Consider the following 207-nt stretch of genomic DNA (forward strand, 5'->3'; position numbering starts at 1 on the left):
TGCTGATATGGCTCAGTTGGTAGAGCGCACCCTTGGTAAGGGTGAGGTCCCCAGTTCGACTCTGGGTATCAGCACCACTTAATTAGGTTAAAGTTCGGCACAGTAGAAAAGAATTTGTCTGGCGGCAGTAGCGCGGTGGTCCCACCTGACCCCATGCCGAACTCAGAAGTGAAACGCCGTAGCGCCGATGGTAGTGTGGGGTCTCCC

At 55.1% G+C, this 207-nt stretch carries 1 tRNA gene and 1 rRNA gene; both read left to right on the forward strand.

From position 1 onward, the window contains the following. The first annotated feature begins 1 nt into the window (after position 1). Positions 2–77: transfer RNA gene (locus OGY07_RS02870), tRNA-Thr, on the forward strand. 40 nt (positions 78–117) lie between these two features. Beyond that, positions 118–207 (forward strand): 5S ribosomal RNA (gene rrf, locus OGY07_RS02875); the annotation flags it as partial.

This window comes from Citrobacter sp. Cs237 (genome assembly GCF_030332325.1).
Classification (GTDB): domain Bacteria; phylum Pseudomonadota; class Gammaproteobacteria; order Enterobacterales; family Enterobacteriaceae; genus Citrobacter_A; species Citrobacter_A sedlakii.